The sequence below is a fragment of the Sphingomonas populi genome, from assembly GCF_004208535.1.
Lineage (GTDB): Bacteria > Pseudomonadota > Alphaproteobacteria > Sphingomonadales > Sphingomonadaceae > Sphingomonas > Sphingomonas populi.
Genome location: NZ_SGIS01000023.1, coordinates 1 through 17,025, shown reverse-complemented (window position 1 = coordinate 17,025; position 17,025 = coordinate 1). Strand labels below are relative to the sequence as shown.

The following is a 17,025-nucleotide window of genomic DNA, read 5'->3' as shown; positions in this document are numbered from 1 at the left end:
TTTATAACTCGAATCGAAGCGATCAGAGTTCGAACTTGGCGCCGACCTTGAAGTAGCGACCGATGATGCCCGAAGCGGCCCAGGCGGGGTTGTAGTTGTTGCCACCATAGGTGTTGGGATCGAACGGCGCATGCGCGTCGAACAGGTTTTGAACAATGCCGTAGAAGCTGAACTTGTCGTTCACGCGCACGGTGGCGTTCAGATCAAAGCTCAGGAAGTGCTTCACGGTGCACTGCAGCGCGTCGCCAAGCTGGCGGGTCGTGGCCTGCGTGCCCGGTGCATTGTACTTGACCGAGTTCTCCGGTGTGCCGTTGGCAGCGCAGCTACCGACGCCGTTATAGTCTGCCGCCCAGCCCTTGTACCCGCTCGTGAAGTAGGTCGTGCTGGTCAGCGAGAACTTGCCCGCGTCGAGCGTGTTCTGCCACGTCGCGCGCCAGCGCGGCGTGCCCGACGCCGAGGTCACACTGTACGAGCCGAGCGTGCCGAGATAATCGTAGACCGTCCCGTCCTGCAAGATCTGCTTGTACTCGAGGATCTCGGTGCCTTCAAGGTTGGTGGTGAACTTGATGCCCGGCGTGACCTCGAAGGTCGCCTGGATCTGCGCATCGATACCCGAGGTTTTGAGCGACTGGCCGTTGGCATATTGGCCGTTGATGAACAGCGGGGTCGGCAGCAGGTTGGGATGCTCCGGATCGACCGCGTTGGGCGTGACAGTGATACCAGCCGGCAAGGTACCGGCGGTGACGCCGTTACCCATATAGATGTTGGCGAACGACGTGTCCGCCGTCTGGTAGATCACGTTCTTCTTCTTGATATTGTAATAGTCGACCGTGAGGCTCAGCCACGAGGTCGGCTGGACCACAACGCCGCCAGTGAAGCTGCGGGAGGTCTCCGGCTTAAGGTTCGGGTTGCCGACCGAGTTAAGGCCGACCGAATATGGAAGCGTGTAAGAGTTGTTGCCGTGCAGTGCCGCCACCGCTGCCGGTGGAGTGTAGTTGGTGAAGCCGACCACGTTACCGCTGATTTCCGGCACCGACGGCGCACGGAAACCTTCCGAATAGGTGCCGCGGATCGCGAACTGCTTGATCGGCGTGAACTTGGCGCCGAATTTCGGCGAGAAGTGATTGAAACCGATCGAATAATGGTCGTAACGGCCCGAGGCGTTAAGCTCGAGTTCCTTGAGAACCGGCGCATTCACTTCGAAGAATCCCGACGTGATGTAGCGATGGCCGATCGCCGAGAATGCGTTGATCGTCAGGAACTGGTTGCCCGGATTCGGAGTGGGATCGAAGATGTTCTCGTACCGGAACTCGCCGCCCACGCCGACGTCGAGCGGGCCGCCCGGCAGGTCGAAGAAGCTGTGCGTCACGATACCCTGGACTTCAGCGACTTCCGAATGCGCCGAGCTCTGCTGCTTCGGGGCGATCTGGTCGCGCACCGCCTGCGAGTTAGCCGACGGATTGATGAAGTTGTAGGTGCCGTTACTAATCGCGCTGGTCAGCCCGGCGAGGTTGATGTTGCCGGTGCGATACTGGGTCAGGTTGGTACGCATGTACGTACCCTTGACCGAGTAGCTCCAAGCGTCGTCGCCGAACTTGCCATCGATGCCGGACGCGATACGGTACGTGTCCGACACGTTCTTGAGCGTCGAGCGGATATCGCCGAACGAGTAGAACAGCATCGCGGCTTGACCTGCGGCCGCGTAGGGATTTTGCGGGTTGAGCGCGCCGTTCGCGAGTTGTGCCGGCAGCACCAATCCATAAGTGTAGATCGGGTTGTTCGACCGCAGGCTGCTGGGCGTACGGTTCTGGAAGATCGTGCTTTGGTAATAGGTGCCGATCAGGTAAGCTTGTGCGTTCGAACCCACATTGACGGTCAGGTGGCCGGTCAGGCCCATGCGGGTCTGGTCGGGCATGAGCTGCGAATATTTATTGATCTGATCTTCTTCGCAGTACGAGCCAGCAGTGTTGACGTGGGTGGTGAGTCCCGCACCGCAATCCGTGCGTCCAAGGATTTGGTACTGGCCACCCGCGATCGCGACGCCGCTCAGGATATTGCCTGGCGTGATCTGGTTGGCGGGGCGGACCACCGCGACGGTCGCGCTGCTCACGCCGGTGGTGCTCGGCGGCAGGTAGTTGACGTTGCCGTTCGCGCCGGTGAAGCCGTTAGGCCTCGTGATCGAGGACAGGTTGTTGGTGTTGTACGGGAATTCGCGGTCACGCGCGTACAGCGCATCCTGATGCTGATATTCGCCGCTCAGGTATACGTTGAAGCCCTGCTCGTCGAGCTTGCCGTAGCCTGCGGTTAGCTGGAAGCGCTGGCCACCAGAGTCCCGGCGCGACGAGACGCCACCCTCGACGCGGCCGTGAATGCCGGTGATTTCCTTCTTGGTGATGATGTTGACCACGCCAGCGACGGCGTCTGCGCCGTAGAGCGACGAGGCGCCATCGCGCACGGTCTCGATATGGTCGACGATCGCGCCGGGAATGGTGTTGAGATCGGCGAAGCTACGCTGACCGTCATCGGCGAGCGGATAATATGCGGGGCGCAGGCCGTCGAACAGGATCAGCGTCGAGTTGGTCGACAAACCACGAAGCGACACGCCCTGCGCGCCCGACGCGAACGCGTTGCCGAAACCCTGCGGAATGCTGCCACCGTTGCCGGCCGAAATGGTGTTGATCGCGTCTGCGATCGTGGTGAGGCCGCGCTGATCGAGCTGTTGGGCCGTGATTACCGAAACCGGTGAAGGCGTCTCGGTGTCGGTGCGGCGAAACAGCGTGCCGGTGACGACGATGTCCTGAGGCGTTTGCTCAGCGGCAGGTGCGTCCGACGGCAGCGTTGCAGGCGCGGCCTGATCCTGCGCGAACGCAGGCGCGGCGAGCGATGCCAGCGCCGCGAGCGGCGCCGCACTCAGAAGCAGGCGGTTCTTGAGAGTCGTCTGGACCGAAATCATTAGTGTCTTTCCCCGTTACGATCCCCCGCGCGCGCCCTGTCGCGCACGTCGGGAGATACCAAGCCTCGGCACCAGGCGGCGCGCTATGAGGCAGATGAAGGGGGAATGAACGGGGTCAGACGGGCTGTAAAGCCGACGGATTCCATATCGTGATGATTTGGCAATCATCGTAGCAATTATGCCACATTCCTGTGAGGAGAATGTTTCTCCAGTATGTCCGAGACGGATTTTCGGGCGCGCGGCGGTTGCGGCTTAGCGCTCCCGATGCGCGCGCATGTTGAAAGCGGACCATCGATCGGGCAGACGCGAGTCGCACGGTGGCTTGCGCTGCGGTGCTACTGGACGAGGCGACGGGAAACAGGGGTTGCGCGTGACCGACTGGCAGACCGGCGAACGATGACGTCAGCCGGGGAGCATGCCCTCGCGGTTCATCCGGCGATCGATTGGGATCGTGCCGCAGCGACCATCGCCGCGACCGGTCGCACCCGGATCGCCAATTTTTTGACGGAGCCATCGGCGCGGAGACTCCACCAGAACCTCGCGAGCCGCGAGGACTGGCGCCATGTGATCGGCAGCGGCGGGAAAGCATTCGAAATCCCCGCCACCGCTTATGCCGCGCTGGCAGTGGATACCCGCACCACGCTCGAAACGACGCTGCACCGTGAGGCCACATCGTCGTTCCGGTATCGCTATGACACGATTCGCGTTCCAGAGGCGACCCCAAGCTTCGGCGTGGCGGGCGATCCCTTGCGTCAGTTCGCCGCACTGATGAACGGCGCGGCGATGCTCGATCGTGTCCGCACGCTGATCGGCGACGACAGCGTCGCGCTCGCTGATGCCCAAGCGACTCGCTATCGGCCGGGGCATTTCCTCAACCGTCACGACGACGCGGTAGCGGGCAAGCACCGGCGCGCGGCTTATGTAATGGGTCTTTCGCGCGGGTGGCGTGCGGAATGGGGCGGCGCGCTGGCGTTTCTGGATGACGCCGGGGATATCGCCGAGGCGCGCAATCCAGGCTTCAACACACTCGACCTGTTCCTCGTGCCATCGAACCATTTCGTCGCATGCGTGGCGCCCTATGCCGGGGAAGATCGGCTCGCGATCACCGGCTGGCTACGCGCCACCGGCGCCCCATAAATCGAGTGGGGGGAAGCCCCACGGCTCCCCCCTCTCACACCACCGGACGTACGTACTCCGGTTTCCGGCACGGTCTAACGCAGCGTGATGTTGGGCGAGGCTGATGGAACTATGTGATAGGCATTGGGCAGCTTGAGGACTGCCCGCGATGCGCCACCACCGCTTCCCTGAGAGCGCCAAAATCCAAGCGTGTCGCTCCGGTACGCCGCATCCCGAAGGCGCTCGGTTGGCTTCAAATTTAAACGTCTTCCTGGGCAGGTCGGGCCAACAATCGCCCATCTTCATCCCGCCCCTCGAGCCGGCGAGAGGCCGACGCAGACGAGCTTGAGATCGAGGTAATCGTCGACGCCGTAGCGCGACCCTTCCCGTCCGATGCCAGATTCCTTCACCCCGCCAAACGGCGCGACCTCGGTAGAAATGAGGCCCGTGTTCAGCCCGACCATCCCGTAGTCGAGCCGCTCCGGCACGCGCCAGCCGCGATCCATGTCGCGCGTGAAGACGTAGGCGGCGAGCCCGGCATCGGTATCGTTCGCCAGCGCGACCGCCTCGTCCTCCGTTTCGAATCGAACCAGTCCGGCGACCGGACCGAACGTTTCCTCGCGACACAGCAGGGCGTCGCGCGGAACGTCGGCGATCACGGTGGGCGAAAAGAAATGCCCGGCGCGCGCCAATGGCTCGCCGCCCGTCAACACGCGCCCGCCACGCGCGATGGCATCCGCTACATGGGCATTGGCCTTGGCGACGGCTCGCCCGTCGATCAGCGGTCCCTGATCTGTCGGCCCTTCGAGCCCCGGTCCCACGACCAGCGCCCGGACCCGCTCCGCCAAGCGCGTCGCGAACGCGTCGTAGATGCCCGATTGCACGAGCAACCGGTTGGCGCACACGCATGTCTGACCGGCGTTGCGAAACTTGGAGGCGATCGTCCCTTCAATCGCCAAATCGAGGTCGGCGTCGTCAAAGACAATGAGCGGCGCGTTGCCGCCCAGTTCGAGTGATACCCGCTTCACGGTCGCCATGCACCGGGCAGCGAGCATCTTGCCGACTGCGGTCGAGCCTGTGAAGGTGAACTTGCGAACTCGCTTGTCCCCCGTCAGCACATCACCGATCGGTCCGGCATCGCCCGTGACGACGCTGAATACGCCAGCGGGCAAGCCGGCTTCTTCGCCCAGCCTGGCGAGCGCCAGCGCAGACAAAGGGGTCAGTTCGGACGGCTTCACCACCATCGTGCAGCCAACAGCAAGCGCCGGGCCGGCCTTGCGCGTGATCATCGCGAGCGGAAAGTTCCACGGCGTCACGGCCGCGACCACGCCGACCGGCTGCTTGCGCACGAGAAGGCGTCGATCGCTCTGGTGCGGCGCGAGGATATCGCCGTTCACCCGACGCGCTTCTTCCGCAAACCATTCGAGGAAGGAGGCCGCATAGGCAACCTCGCCCAGCGCCTCGGTGATCGGCTTGCCCTGTTCGGCGGTCATCAACCGGGCGAGATCGTCGCGATGGGCGAGCATGAGCATCGCCCAGCGACGGAGTATGTCTCCGCGCTGCTTCCCGGTTAGCGCCGCCCATGATGGAAAGGCACGGTGCGCGGCAGCGACCGCGCGCTCGGCGTCGGGCCGGCCGAGATTCGGCACCGAGCCGATGAACACCCCGCTCGCTGGATCGACGACGTCAATCGTCGCGTCGCCAATCACCCATTCGCCGTCAATGAAGGCTGCCGAACACAGCAGCCGCGGCTCCGATAACCCGATGATAGCCGCCGGGTTCACGCCGATGCCTCTGCGGGCGCGCCGGTTATCAGCACCATTTTGCCCTGCATGTCCATCGTGTCGCTCATGACATGGTCCCCTATCTGTCCTCTGGCGGAAATTGCAGTCGTGGCAGGTTGCGCAACCTGCGGTCCTTCAGCGGGACCATGCGCGAATGATGTCCTCGATCTCGGCCGCTGCGGGTTCGCGGATCTCCGGCACCGTTGCATTTAGTCGCGGGGCTGGAGCGGGTTGAAAGCTCTCGTTGCGACGCACGAACGTCTGCCGAGCTTGGTTGTGCGGATGTAATGGCGCTTCGCCCATTGCCAGCACCGGTGTCACGCAGGCATCGGTCCCAGCGAAATGCGCGGCCCACGCGTCTCGCGGCCGCGTCGCGAAGGCGGCCGTGAAATCGGCCCTCATCGCCGGCCATCCCGCGCGATCGTTCTGATCGTAGCCACGGCCTGACAACCCCAGCCCCTCGACCGCCTGAGCGAAGAATTTGGGCTCAAGGCACCCTATTGCGACATGCCTGCCATCAGCGCAGGTGTAGCAACGATAGAATGGTGCCGCTCCGTCCACGAGATTGGACGCTGGTGCGTCTTGCCAGAGACCCTTGGGTTCCCAAGCGTAGAACAGGCTCATCAGCGCTGTGACGCCATCGGTGATACAGGCGTCAACCACCTGCCCCCGACCCGTTTTCTGCGCAGCGAGCAGCGCGCTTAGCAGGCCAAAGATCAGGAACATCGCACCGCCACCGTAATCGCCGACCAGGTTGAGCGGCACCAGCGGCGGCGCACCCGGCTCGCCCATGGCGTGCAACGCGCCTGTAATCGCCAGATAGTTGATGTCGTGTCCCGCGCGCATTGCCAGCGGCCCCGATTGACCCCAGCCAGTCATCCGGCCGAACACCAGTCTCGGGTTGTGCGCCAGGCAAACATCCGGGCCGATGCCGAGCCGCTCCATCACGCCCGGTCGATAACCCTCGATCAACGCATCGGCCCGCTCGATCAATTCGAGGAGCCGGGCACGATCGTCGTCCTGCTTGAGGTCGAGATAGGTGACGGTGCGGCTGCGGTGCAGCACGTCGCCGCCGACATCCTCCCAGTCACCCACGCCTGCTGATTGCGGTCTTGCGACGCGCACGATGTCCGCCCCCATGTCGGCTAGCAGCATCGCCGCCAGCGGCACGGGGCCGATCGCATCGAGCTCGACAATGCGAATACCTGCCAGAGGCCCGGAACGCGTCGCCATCACATTTTGCCCTCTCGCTTATCCAGCCCATTCGATGGCAGGGCCGGGGCTTGAACCACTCTATCCGTCGGTAGGCGGCAACAGCGTCAAGGCAAAATTCCCAACTGCCGTGCCTTGCACACCGCTTGAGGACGCCGCCGCACACCCAGCTTGTCGTATATCTGCTGCATGTACCATTTGACCGTGCCCTCGGTGAGTCCGAGACGATCCCCGATTTCGCGGTTGCGCAGGCCGCCGCTGACCATCGTGAGGATCTCCACCTCGCGGGTCGCGATACGCCCCGCGAGCCCGAGATCCTCCTCCTCCTCCTCGTCGTCCCCGGCTGCGATAAGCGGACCACGGCGCATCATTGAAGCCAGCCGGACGGCAAAGCGATCCGCTGGAGTGTCCAGCTCCGGGCCTTCGGAATAGGCTTCGGTCAGAAGGGATGCGATCACCTCCCCCTCGTCGATGAACGTCCGTACCCACCCGGCGGGTTCGGCCATTTCCACGGCTGCGCGTACGGCGCGCTGCGCTTCCGAACGATTGCCTTGCAACACGGCAATTTCGGCCAGCAAAAGTTCGAAAGTCACTGCGGAGCGCACGGCACCTGCGCGCTTGACGAATCCCAGCCAACGATGCGCGACCTTGCGAGCGCGCGCGAGCCGGTGATGTTGCATCTCGATCCGCAACCAGGCGATGGCGATGTTTTCATTGCGACGGGTCGGATGCATCGTGGGGATAGGCTCACCGTCCAACTGCGGGTCCCCTGCAAGGAAGTGACGCTCAGCTTCTTCCAGTTGGCCGGCCCGGATCAGAAGCCTTACTTCCTCGGCCACGATGAAGGCGCGCATCCGGTCGAGCCCGCACTCGATCGCGACGAGATGGGCATCGTTGAGCGTCGACAACGCACCGGGGAGGTCGCCGAGTGCAGCACGAAGCCGGGCACTGACAAGGTAGCCGGAGGCCAATTGATCCGCGAAGCCCCACTGACGCGCCACCGGCAAATAGCGTTCCGCCAGCCGCGTGGCACTGTCGAGATCACCTGCATCGTAGAACAGTTCGGCGAGCGGCAGGGCCGGCAAGGCGGCCAAACCCGATCCTTCACCGTGGATCTCGATGGCGAGCGTCAGAGCTTCCTCGAGAAAACGACGCGCAAGCTGCGTCTTGCCCTGGGCCAGCAGCGTCGGCGCGACCGACGATTTCAAGGCGATGGACGCGAATTGCGACCCGGCGCGCGCGAGGGCGCGGCGGGTCTCTGCCTCGAGCTTTAGAATGTCCTGGAAATGATAGAGCTCTCGGCGCGCCGACATCAGTTGGGCGAGGAGCGTGCAGCTCAGATAAGCGTCGCTGTCGGCGAGTTCGAGAAGCAAAGGCTCTGCCTCCGCCTCGACCTTACCCATATCATCCCGCCCTGCAGCGAGCATGACCAGCCGGTGCCGGATTCGAAGATCTAGCTGTTCAGCATCATGCTCATTAAGCGAGCCGTCCTCCAGACCCTTCCGGTGCAACGTCCGGGCGGCTGCTATCAACCGCTCGGCCGATGTGAAGGACATCTGCCGGATGCGCCGCCAGGCCAGCGCCAGCAACAGGTTCGGATGCCGCTCCAAAGCCGACCAGGGCAGGTTCGAGGCGAGCTCGTCTAGCCGATAGAGGAATCCCGCATAGACGAGTTGCTCGGCCACGAGATCGAGTTGCCGCGCAAGAAAAGTCTCATCCGCAGTCAGGCAGGCATGTTCGACCGCCGTCGAGCCCTTACCAATAGACGCGAAATACTCGCTGGCGCGGCGGTGCATCAATGCGGCGCGTGCCGGCGCACGCTCCATGAGCCGGCCGAGGACCATCTCGCGGAAAAGGTGGTGGTAGGCGTAGCGACCCTGTTCTTGGTCAATCGCATTCAGGAACAGGCCTTCGCGAAAGACGTGATCCAGCATCACTCGCGCATTCTGGTCGTCCGTGACCGCTGCGCAGGCAGAGGGCGTGAGCTCGTCGAGAATCGACGTATCTACCAGAAAACGTTGGACGGCATCCGACTGGTGGCTGACCACCTCCTCATGAAAATATTCCGCAAATTCGGGTCGCAGCCCGGTCAATTTGAGATTGGCAGCCCCCTTCCCTCCCCGACGATATAGCGTGCTGGCTATCACAACCCCCGACACCCATCCCTGGGTGTCGTGGACGATGTCATGCAGGTTCTGCGCATCGATCGGCTGTCCGACGCTCAACGTTACCAACTGCGTTGCTTCCGCAACCGTCAACGCCAGATCCGCAGTGCCGACCTCAGTCAGGAAACCGAGCGCGCGCATTCGCGCCAACGGCAGTGCGATGGAACCACGCGATGCGATGATGATGGTCAGCGCATCGCGGGCGCTCGCCGAAAGCTGCGCCACGAAATCGAGGGTGGGCTGGTCCAGCAACTGGGCGTCATCGATGACGATCACCGGCTTCGGATCAAGGATGGCCGAAAGGGTTTTGAGCCAGTTGTCCTCCGAGGACTCGTCGTCCAGGTCTTTCCAGTTCAAACCGGCAGCCACGCCGGCCGCGCTCAGCGCCAACAGGAAAGACGGCCTGTTGACGATCCCTGCTCGAACGGCCAACCAAAGCACCGGCCGGCCGGAGGCCGCAAGTTGGTCTGCCCAGAAAAGCGTTGCCGTTGTCTTGCCGCTACCCGCCGGCGCGCAAACCACCGTCATCCGTGACGCACCCACCTCGTCGGTCAGCCTCAATAGCGCGGCGCGTTCGATCAGCGTTGGCGTGATCCGCGGCGGCACCACGCAGTTGGGAACGACGGCCATTCTTCCTCTCCTGCAAGCCTTGCGGCCCGATTCGGCTTTATCTCCGAACCACATTGCGACCCTCGGAAGCCGAAACACAACAATCTTCTCCTATCCACGGATAGGTCATGACGAACCGTGGACGTCCTTCAATTCCTCGATCTCGGGATATCTGGCTCTGGCGACCGTTTCGAAGCCCGCTCTTCCGAAACCTTCGAAAGCAGGCTTAAGGTCGGCCAAGCTTTCCAGAGCGCTTGCCGGGCGCATATGCTCGTCATGGTCGAGGATGTCCTTCATCGGGACGACCGACTTCCCGAAATAGCCGCTGTTCCAGGCATGGCCTGCCTTACGCTGGCTCTCCACGGCGAAAGGCTCGACGTCTTCCCGGGCGAGCGGTCGATCGTCGCAATAAGGTCTGCCCCTATGCGCTGCGAAGCATCATGGTTGGCGCAGACGACGCTGGGCTTGGCACTTCAGGCTCTGGAGTCATAACCATGACCGTCCGGCTCATCGATTCAACACCGCCGCGCGCGCCATCCGGTCGGCCTTATACTGCGGCGTGTGAACACGATCGTAAATATATGCTTCCATTGCATTTCCCCGGTCAATGATCGGAGTGTTTCCAACCTTGCTCTCGAACGACCCTGAACAGCACACACCTATCCGACGAAAGGCGCAGAGCGCTCCGACTGCTGCAACCTGTCCTTCATCGTGTAGCGGGAACCAGGGAGCGAATTTGGTGGAGAACTCGGGCGAAGATACCGCCGCCATCCGCATATCCGCGACGACGCTCGGCGATCACCTGCTAGCCGGTTGGGAGATGCTGAAGGTAACGGGAGGAAAACGTGGCGGCGACCGAAAGGGAAGCGGTGCTCGATACGTAGCCGGCGGGTCGCCTGGCGCAGGTCATAGGCCTCCCCGACGAACGCCTTGCCGGAATCCCTGCCGGCTTTGTCGAGATAGATTGCGCGACGGCCGACCCCGGAGAGCTGAAAGCCTATGCAAGGGCTCGCCTCGCCTCCTTAAAGGTTCCCCGGCATATTCGCTTTGTCAAAGAGTGGCCGATGTCGGCTTCAAGGATCCAGACGTTCAAGCTTCGTGCCGCGCTGATGGAAGAATTGGCGCTTAAGGTCTGAGGCGTTCTGACGAAGCGGGAGAGGAAGTATGCGGGTAATCATTACGGGCGCGGCGAGCGGCATCGGACGCGCTTGCGCCGAACTTCTGACCACCGACACCATCATCCCCGGTCAACATCAGATGCTCCTCGCAGATCGCGACGCCGCGAATCTGATCGCAGTAACCGATGCGATCGGGCCTGCGGCGGAGTCCTGCGTCGCTGACCTTGCCGATGCGGATTGCGGTGACAGGATCGTAGCAGCAGCGCTAAGCCATATGGGCGGCATCGATGCCGTGATCAGCAACGCGGGCATCATCATGGGCGGCGCCCTCGCCGATCTTCCCGTCGGCGACTTCGATCGCGCCTTTGCGATCAACACGCGCGCCGCCTGGCTGCTCGGCAAAGCCGCGTATCCACATCTCAAAGTCAGCAAGGGCGCGTTCGTCGCAACCGCATCTATGTCCGCGACCCAGCCGACGCCGGCGCTTGGTTTCTATTCGTGTAGCAAGGCCGCGCTGCTCATGATGATCCGACAGCTCTCGATCGAGTGGGGGCCGGACAATATCCGCTGCAACACTGTGTCGCCAGGTCCGACCTACACCCCGATGACCGCGTCCGGTTATGACGACCAGGCGCGCCGGCAGCAGCGCGAGGCCAGCATCCCGCTACGCAAGCTTGGCACGGCCCAGGACGTGGCGAACGCCATCCTGTTCCTGATCGGTCCTCAGGCCGGCCACATCAGCGGCATCGACGTGCTGGTCGATGGCGGAATGAGCAACATGCTTATGCCTGCCAGCGGCGGGGGCACCGGACAGCAGCGGTAGACTTAATACCTCCTAGAAAGGCAATATCATGCGTTTCGCTAAAGTTTCAAAGATCGCCGAGAAGGTCGCACCATGAAGACCACGGAGCTTTTCTCGATCCAAGGCCGCGTCGCGGTTGTCACCGGAGGATCGACCGGAATTGGTCGACACATCGCCACTGGCTTTGCGGCAGCAGGTGCCAAGGTCTATATTTGTGCCCGCACCGAAACCAAGGTGAAAGCCGCCGCCCGAGAAATCAGCGAGATGACCGGCGGCACATGCATTGGCATCGCCGTCGACGTGTCCACCCTGGCGGGCATCGACGCGCTCGTCGCGGAAATCGCCGCAGCGGAAAGTGCACTGCACATCCTGGTCAACAACGCTGGCACCATGGCGGAAGCGCCCATCGACGATTATAGCGAAGCCGCGTGGGATCAGGTCATCGACATCAATCTCAAAGCCCCGTTCTTCATCTTGCAAAAATTCCTTACGCTGTTGCGCGCGGGCGGCACGGCAGAGCGGCCTGCTTCGTTGATCAACATTGGTTCGGTGGGGGCGCTGAAGGTTGGACCCAAGGAAAACTATGCCTATCAGGCATCCAAGAGCGCCGTTCACTGGATGGCGAAGAGCCTCGCCAAGCGGCTCGGACGGGATCACATTACCGCGAACGTTATCGCACCGGGTTTCTTCGAATCCGAAATGTCTGTGATCACCTCCGAAGAGATGCGCGGTATGCTCGAGGGCATGGTTCCTCGCGGCCGGATCGGCACGGCGGAGGACCTCGCTGGCACGGCGATCTACCTCGCCTCACGTGCAGGTGCCTATGTCACCGGATCGGTCATTCCGGTCGAGGGCGGACTATCCATCTGACGACGCCGCGCGCCCGGCTTGAGCGATTGGCACCCGATAGTACGATAGGTTCGCAAGGCTGAAGGTTCGTGTGTTAGTGACCGCAAGGATGGCGATGGGTTCTTCTTTCCCCGAAGAGAAGCAGGCGTTTCGCGACCTGGCACGCTGCGGGGCCGATGCTAAGGCGCCCAAGACGTGGATGCTCGTGCCCGACAAGGCAGCGGAGCCCATCGGACCAGCGGCTATTGTGATGACTGCCTGATCCGCACCGCCGAGGGGTGGCGGATTACGCGCCGGAAATCACGATTGTCGATGCTGGCTAAGGATCGAAGCCAGTTCGCAGCTCGGCCTGATCACCACCCTGGCGGCGTTGCGCCGACCAGCGTCGGGCATCCTTAAGCCTGAGGCATTACCGGCAGGATGGCCTCCACCCGATCACGGTCGGTCACAAGCTTCCAGATTTCCTGAGCGATATCGTCCGGGTCGATGATTGGAAAAGCGGGATCGAGGGCGCCGTCAATCGATGCGGCCAATTTCAATCCGGCCGACCGATCGATCAGCGCCGCGATATGCAATGTGCCTGCATAAACGCCCTGGTGCTTGACCTCTTCATGCAGGGTCAAAATCCAGTTGCGGACGGCAGCAAATGCCGGCCCCACCCCGCTCAAGCCCGGCATGGTATAAATGGCGGTTACCCCGTCCACCACGATCAGCGCGCCGCCGCCCCGCGTCAGCATATTCTGGAGGATCGAGTGGCCGATCTCAATCGGCCCCAGAATATACAGGCGCGATATTCTTTCCATCATATTGGCATCGAGTTGCGCTGCCGGCACGAAGCTCGCATCGGCAGACACCGGCGCATAAACGGCGACATCGATGCCACCAAAGTGGTCCTCGATACTGCGAACGAGATGCGGCAGCCCTTTAGTATCGGTCAGGTCAGCCGGGAATGCCTTCGCTTCGATGCCATTTGCAGCCAGTTCGGTGACACTCTCGGCAAGCGTCTCAGCGTTGCGGGCGACAAGCGCGATCTTGAAGCTCTCGCTGCCGAATTTTTTGGCCAATGATGCGCCAAGTCCTGGTCCGGCCCCAAAGATAGCGATGGTTTTCTGATCAGTCATTACTTACTCCCTGATGGTATGCTTTGCTGACCAAATGCCTATGGAATACTCTTCCACGCAAAATGTATCTTTGTTAGAGCAGAGCAGGTCGGACAGCCGTGGCCATTGCCATTGTGGTTAGGGAGCCTTGGTGCCCTAGCGAGCTTTTCGCATGCTCGATCGCCCGTTCGCCACCCCGTCTTCCTTACAGCGTGTCGCGCGCTTCCTGTTTCGAAGCGTCGCCAAATCTGCCAGGGATTCAGTATCGATCGGGAAAGTGACGACGTGCGACTTGCCTGGTGGGAGACAAAAAGGAGTGATCAAGGCTCACCCTCGCCGGTGAAGCTGTCCGGGTTCGCGCTGACGGAACGGCCGATGTCCGTCTTTCGCATTCAACGCCCTTGTCCGAATACGCCTGGGTCATTCTGTAAGGTTGACTGGTTGAAAATCGACGCAGCGTACCATGCAGCAGCCTAGCTGCCCTGAAGAATATGTCGCAGATCGGCAACATCCTTAACTCGACTCGAACAGTAACTATTATGTCCACGAAGCATTGACTGGGAAGCAAAATGTCCGAGAATTACGACGTTGTAATAGCGGGTGCTGGGCACAACGCGCTTGTGCTTGGATGCTATTTAGCCAAGGCTGGCCAGCGCGTCTGCATCGCGGAGCGGAAGGAAAAGGCGGGCGGATCTGCCGCCACGACTGAAGATTTCACCGGCCCGGGCTTCAAGCAGGACGTCTGCTCCGTCTCGCACTCGATGTTGATGGCCAATCCGATGATGCGGAACGACGAGCTGGGGCTCGCTTCAAAGTTCGGCCTCCGATATTCCCATCCAGAGAAAATGACGTCGATCTTCTTCGACGATGGCACGGTTCTCGAATTCTGGAGCGACCTCGAACGCACCGTCGAGTCGATGATGAAAATCAGCGAAAAAGATGCGCGGAACTACGAGGCCTTTGTCAATACCGTCGACCGGTCGCTGGACATGGTCGTTATGGGCATGTTCTCCGTGCCGCCAACGGCCGGCATGCAGACCATGATGATGGACCAGTCGCCCGAGGGGCAGGAGATGCTGCGGCTCCAGTCGATCAGCGCGTGGGATCTCATCTGCGAGCATATCGAGCATCCGAAGATCAGGATCGCACTTGCCCGCTATGCGTCGGAAGCGATGGTCAACCCATTTGATAACGGAACGGGCTTCGGCTTCTATCTCATCCTTCCCTACATGTATCGCTACGGATCGGGAATCTGCATCGGCGGTTCGGGTGCGTTTGCGGAATCGCTCGTGCGCTGCTTTGAATCGTACGGGGGTACGATCCGCCTGAACGCCCCGGTTTCCCAAGTGCTGTTGGAACAGGGTGAGGCGCGCGGCCTGGTGCTGGAGAGCGGCGAGACGATCCGCGCGTCCAAGGCCGTCGTCATGGGGCTGCACGTCAAGCAGATTTTCCCAAATATGCTGCCCGGCGTGGAGCTGCCTGCCGGCTTCCAGAATCGCGTCAACACGCTGAAACACTCAGATTTTCAGGCTATGACCGTTCATCTGGCCCTGAACGAGCCGCTGAAATTCAAGGCGGCCGGCGGCGAGTCCGATTTCTTCTGGCTTGAAGCGTCGCATACGGATGTCGATCAATTCCGCATGGGTTTGCAGAAGCTGCAAATGGGGCAGCCCGTTCGCGACTTCGCGGCTTGGGTGCAGCAGTTCAGGGCCGATCCGTCCCGCGTGCCGGAAGGAAAGGGAACACTGCACATTTATGCGTTCATGCCGATCGATCTGGCCGACGGCGGGCGCGAGAAGTGGGACGAAATCGGTGCGGAAGTGGCTCGGGGATTGGTCGACGATGTCCGTGGACACTGCACCAATCTGACGGATGACAATATCGTCGCGATGCATTTCATGACGCCGCTCGACATCAGCCGCTACAATACCTCGCTGGTGAACGGCGACATCCTGCATGCCGGACCGTTCAGTTGGCAGCTCGGCGGCAACCGGCCCGTTCCCGGCTGGGCGGAATATCGCATGCCAGTGCCAAAGCTGTACATGACAGGCGCATCCACCCATCCAAATGGCGGCGTAACCGGGGCGCCCGGACGCAATTCCGCTCAGATCATTTTCGAGGATCTTGGGCTCGACTTCGATAAAGTCACGTCCAACTAAAATTTAAAAGGTTTTGATATGAAGATATTCAGCAAGGACGGGGTGGAAATGATCGACATTTCCTCCATCGCGCTGGTTGAAAATAGGATCGTCATCAAGGGGAAAATGATGAAATCAATGGCGACCACGCTTCATGTCGAGCCGAAAAGCGTCTGGGAGGCCTTTCGCCTTTTCCCTCTTAAGCTACTTGTCCGTCTCCCAATATTGTTATTCATGGGGTTCAGAATAAACGCTAAAGAGAAAAAAAAGAGCACAACCGGCTGACAGAATCGAGGCTCGAGTAGAGCGTTTTCATGCCAATTCTGTTCAGCCCCTCCCACACTGCACAGCCGGGAAATTCGGCGTCCGTCAGGCACCTATCATCGCATCGTAGCATGCCGGACGGCGTCGGGTCGAAACACCGATGTGGATACGGTGCTGCAGCCTTCGGGCTGCACTATCGGGGCTGTGGCGATGCGGTTACTCCACCTGGACGCCATTGATTGTCATCGGCCAGCCCTGAGCGTCTCCAACAATTTGCGCGTGTCATCCGGGATCGGCTGAGGCTTGTTGGTCATACGATCGACGTAGACATGGACAAAAAACCCATCGGCGCTCGCGTGATCACTGTCATTGCGGAACAGGCCGATTTCATAGTGTACGCTCGATGTGCCGATCTTCGACACGCGCACGCCAGTATGGATGGTATCGGGGAATGCGATGGGTGCATAATAGCGGCAATTGGTTTCGACAACCAGCCCAATGACGGGACTGGTATCGATATTCAAAACCCCGGCCTCGATTAGAATTTGGTTCACCGCAGAATCGAAGAACGAATAATAAACCGCGTTATTGACGTGACGATAGGAATCATTATCCCACCAGCGCGTACTGTGCTGTTGAAATGCGATATAATCGCTGCGAACGCTTGGATTTACTCTATCGGTCATACGCCGCCCCTGATAACCAATCTATTTATTTAGGTTTTATTATTGGCTTATATTAGAGCATTTTTCGATCAAAAAGCATCATATCCGCAGTGAGCGAAGTAATTTTTGCACTCTGCGGGGGTGAATTCGTCGATAGATTGGCCGATAATGCGCCAGAGGTCATCAACCGTTCTGGCGGCGGCTTTGCGTAGCAAGGTCTTGAGTTTCGAGAAGGCGTTTTCGATCGGGT

The 17,025-nt window shown here is 61.0% G+C and carries 12 protein-coding genes and 2 pseudogenes; 6 read left to right on the top strand and 8 right to left on the bottom strand.

What is annotated here, in order from left to right; genetic code table 11:
- Positions 1 to 22: 22 nt before the first annotated feature.
- The gene (locus tag EWE75_RS14910) at positions 23 to 2,953 is read right to left on the bottom strand and encodes a TonB-dependent receptor plug domain-containing protein (protein WP_130158877.1); all 2,931 of its coding nucleotides are present in this window, start codon (positions 2,951 to 2,953) and stop codon (positions 23 to 25) included.
- A 396-nt stretch (positions 2,954 to 3,349) separates the two neighbouring features.
- Between EWE75_RS14910 and EWE75_RS14905 the strand changes: the two genes are divergently transcribed.
- Positions 3,350 to 4,090, top strand: a complete 741-nt coding sequence (locus EWE75_RS14905) for a 2OG-Fe(II) oxygenase (RefSeq protein WP_165388396.1) — start codon at positions 3,350 to 3,352, stop codon at positions 4,088 to 4,090.
- A gap of 281 nt (positions 4,091 to 4,371) precedes the next feature.
- On the opposite strand, the gene EWE75_RS14900 is transcribed toward EWE75_RS14905, so the two are convergent.
- The 4 genes and pseudogenes from EWE75_RS14900 to EWE75_RS25590 form a co-directional block, all read right to left on the bottom strand.
- Positions 4,372 to 5,853, bottom strand: coding sequence for an NAD-dependent succinate-semialdehyde dehydrogenase (locus EWE75_RS14900; protein WP_282432702.1), 1,482 nt, complete (start codon positions 5,851 to 5,853; stop codon positions 4,372 to 4,374).
- A gap of 135 nt (positions 5,854 to 5,988) precedes the next feature.
- Positions 5,989 to 7,086 (bottom strand): CaiB/BaiF CoA transferase family protein, encoded by a 1,098-nt coding sequence (locus EWE75_RS14895; RefSeq protein WP_130158873.1) that lies wholly within the window; start codon positions 7,084 to 7,086, stop codon positions 5,989 to 5,991.
- Positions 7,087 to 7,172: 86 nt separating this feature from the next.
- A complete protein-coding gene (locus EWE75_RS14890; protein ID WP_130158871.1) occupies positions 7,173 to 9,860 on the bottom strand; it encodes a winged helix-turn-helix domain-containing protein in 2,688 nt (895 codons plus the stop codon).
- Between the two features lie 105 nt (positions 9,861 to 9,965).
- Positions 9,966 to 10,214: pseudogene (locus EWE75_RS25590) on the bottom strand (thiolase family protein); the annotation flags it as partial.
- A gap of 521 nt (positions 10,215 to 10,735) precedes the next feature.
- Between EWE75_RS25590 and EWE75_RS25585 the strand changes: the two are divergent.
- The 3 genes from EWE75_RS25585 (at position 10,736) to EWE75_RS14870 (ending at position 12,629) form a co-directional block, all read left to right on the top strand.
- Positions 10,736 to 10,975, top strand: a complete 240-nt coding sequence (locus EWE75_RS25585) for an AMP-binding enzyme (RefSeq protein ID WP_345789388.1) — start codon at positions 10,736 to 10,738, stop codon at positions 10,973 to 10,975.
- A 28-nt stretch (positions 10,976 to 11,003) separates the two neighbouring features.
- On the top strand, positions 11,004 to 11,780 hold the full coding sequence (locus tag EWE75_RS14875; protein ID WP_130158869.1) for an SDR family NAD(P)-dependent oxidoreductase: 777 nt from the start codon (positions 11,004 to 11,006) through the stop codon (positions 11,778 to 11,780).
- A gap of 72 nt (positions 11,781 to 11,852) precedes the next feature.
- A complete protein-coding gene (locus EWE75_RS14870) occupies positions 11,853 to 12,629 on the top strand; it encodes an SDR family oxidoreductase (protein ID WP_130158867.1) in 777 nt (258 codons plus the stop codon).
- Between the two features lie 374 nt (positions 12,630 to 13,003).
- Here EWE75_RS14870 and EWE75_RS14865 read toward each other — a convergent pair whose 3' ends face one another.
- Positions 13,004 to 13,729, bottom strand: a complete 726-nt coding sequence (locus EWE75_RS14865; protein WP_130158865.1) for an SDR family NAD(P)-dependent oxidoreductase — start codon at positions 13,727 to 13,729, stop codon at positions 13,004 to 13,006.
- 548 nt (positions 13,730 to 14,277) lie between these two features.
- Here EWE75_RS14865 and EWE75_RS14860 point away from each other — a divergent pair.
- Complete coding sequence (locus EWE75_RS14860; RefSeq protein WP_130158863.1) at positions 14,278 to 15,867, top strand: phytoene desaturase family protein; 1,590 nt, start codon at positions 14,278 to 14,280, stop codon at positions 15,865 to 15,867.
- An 18-nt stretch (positions 15,868 to 15,885) separates the two neighbouring features.
- Entirely contained in the window at positions 15,886 to 16,131 is a 246-nt protein-coding gene (locus tag EWE75_RS14855) for a hypothetical protein (protein WP_130158861.1), read from the top strand.
- Positions 16,132 to 16,352: 221 nt separating this feature from the next.
- Here the strand turns inward: EWE75_RS14855 and EWE75_RS14850 are convergent, their stop codons facing one another.
- Positions 16,353 to 16,796 carry an acyl-CoA thioesterase gene (locus EWE75_RS14850; RefSeq protein WP_130158859.1) on the bottom strand — a complete coding sequence of 148 codons (444 nt, stop codon included), beginning with the start codon at positions 16,794 to 16,796 and terminating at the stop codon, positions 16,353 to 16,355.
- 68 nt (positions 16,797 to 16,864) lie between these two features.
- Positions 16,865 to 17,025 (bottom strand): annotated as a pseudogene (locus tag EWE75_RS25580) (IS630 family transposase); the annotation flags it as partial.